This is a genomic window from Succinimonas sp. (assembly GCF_045225735.1).
In the GTDB taxonomy this organism is placed as follows: Bacteria; Pseudomonadota; Gammaproteobacteria; order Enterobacterales; family Succinivibrionaceae; genus Succinimonas.
Window position 1 is genome coordinate 1 of the sequence record NZ_JBGVBR010000407.1, and the last position, 2153, is coordinate 2153.

At 55.0% G+C, this 2153-nt stretch carries 2 protein-coding genes; both read left to right on the forward strand.

Going from position 1 to position 2153, the window contains the following annotated elements:
* On the forward strand, positions 1–1437 hold a 1437-nt coding region (locus ACJROR_RS14290), incomplete at its 5' end, for a TrbI/VirB10 family protein (protein WP_406547686.1).
* Between the two features lie 53 nt (positions 1438–1490).
* Positions 1491–2078, forward strand: a complete 588-nt coding sequence (gene traV / locus ACJROR_RS14295; protein WP_406547687.1) for a type IV conjugative transfer system lipoprotein TraV — start codon at positions 1491–1493, stop codon at positions 2076–2078.
* The last annotated feature ends 75 nt before the right edge of the window (positions 2079–2153 follow it).

Below are 2153 nucleotides of genomic sequence, written 5' to 3' on the forward strand. Positions count from 1 at the left end.
CTGCCTCCTAAACAGAAGAAATACACGGCTCTGGCCGGGGCGGCGGCTCTGGCTCTGGGCGTGAGCTGGGCGTTTTCCGAAATAGGAGCTCCCCAGGAGCAGCAGAGACGGCAGCGGCCCCAGAAGATTGAGGAAACCACCCTCACGGCGGACTATAAGATGAAGGATGACACCTTATCCGCCCTGGCTTCTGAAATGAAATTCCTCCGGACTGAAAACGAAAAGCTCCGGAAAGAGATCACCAGAAACAACAATAAAAGCTCCGAAGAGGTGGACAAGCTCCGCCAGGAATTCCAGAAGGAACTGGCCCGGCTTCAGAAGCGAAACGACATGCTGGAAACCCGCATTGCCCAGGTTGACGATGCCACAGTGCAGATCAACCGGGATGTGGAATCCACCCGGCATTACACCGACGAAGAGATCCAGAAGCTAAAGGAGCAGGGAGTCAAGTTCACGGTAGATCAGGACGGCCGGGAGATCCCGGTAACCGACTATGAGAACGGAACCGATACCCGGGGCCAGAGCAACGCTCTTTCCGCAATATCTATGATGGACGCGAAAACCCCGGAAGAGTTTTTTGCGGCAGCTCCCACCCCGAAGGAGGCCAATCAGGAATCCAAGCCTGTTATCGACATGGAAACCGGCAAGGCCAAGGTGGATGCCAAGGGCCGGCCGGTAATGACCGAGCGGGTGATCACCATTACCTCCCACCGGGAGCCGGAAAAGCCCAAGCCCGTTGTGGAGCCGGAGAAGGAGTACATTTTCATACCGGCCGGTTCGATCCTGACTGGCGTGTTTATTTCGGGTCTGGATGCTCCCACAGGTTCCGGGGCTCAGAAGAATCCCTTCCCGACTCTGGTCAGGCTTCAGAAGGACGCGATCCTGCCTAACAACTACCAGGCGGACATCCGGGAGTGCTTTATGCTGCTCTCAGGCTATGGCGATCTTTCTTCGGAAAGAGCCATGCTCCGGGGCGAAAAGATCTCCTGCATCCGGGATGACGGCGGCGTGATCGAGACGGAACTGGACAGCTTCGCCGTGGGAGATGACGGCAAGGCCGGGGTGAGAGGCACCCTCGTATCCAAGCAGGGCCAGATCATTGCCCGCTCCCTTCTTGCCGGATTCGCCGGAGGGTTTGCGGAGATGTTTGACGTTGCGGCCACTCCCACCCTTAACACGTCATCTGATGGCACGGTACGCTATGAGGACGTATTTTCGAAGAAAGCCATCAAAGGCGGAGCCAGCCGGGGCGTAAGCCAGTCTCTTAACCGCATTGCGGACTTCTACATGGATCTGGCCGACAGAATGTACCCGGTAATAGAAATTGACGCTGGCAGAGGCGTGGACATAATCGTGTCCAAGGGCACCAAGCTCATGGTCAAGAGCGTCAACGAGATCAGCGATCCGGTGGCGAGAAAATCAGCCCCTCTGAGCTGATCGGCAAGTTTTCGGGCGAACGATATTTAAGTATTAAATTGTGAGATAATAATATGAAGATACTGTTAAAGCGGGCAATGATGATCGGAGGGATCGGGATCATGGCATCCCTCTCCGGATGCTCCTATTTGAATGTGGGAGAAAATGACTTTTCATGCCCGGGCAAAGGCAAAGGCGTGTCCTGCGCATCCAGCAGGGAAATGTACGAAGCCACCAATAACGGCCAGATCCCCAAGCCCGTATCAAAGGACGAAGTGGAGGAAATGGCCGAAAGAGGTCAGAAGATCTCCACTGTAAAGGGCGTGGATGATGACCGGGTTGTGCTTCAGACCGATGCCTCCGGAAAGCCGCTTAACACTGAATACACCACTGACGAAAAGGGCCGGGTTGTGTCCGTGACCCAGCGGATCGAGGATAACTATGTAGCGCCGGCGCTCCCCAGCAAGCCGGTGCCGATCCGCACCCCGGCAGTGGTAATGAGAATATGGATCGCCCCCTGGGAGGATGCCAAGGGAGATCTGAACGTTTCCGGGTTCGTTTATACGGAAATCGAGCCTCGGAGGTGGGTTGTGGGGAATGACGCTAGGGGAGCGTCCAGGACTTTCAACCCGTTGTCCGCTCACTCGCATCTTAACAAGTAGCGTCTGGGCTTGTCTGTTATTTTGCTAATCAACTTTTAAAGGAAAAACCTGATGTTAGCTAGATTGAAAAAGTAT

Coding starts and splice junctions, on each gene's coding strand:
- traV (WP_406547687.1), top strand. CDS start 1,491: ATGAAGATACTGTTAAAGCGGGCAATGATGATCGGAGGGATCGGGATC.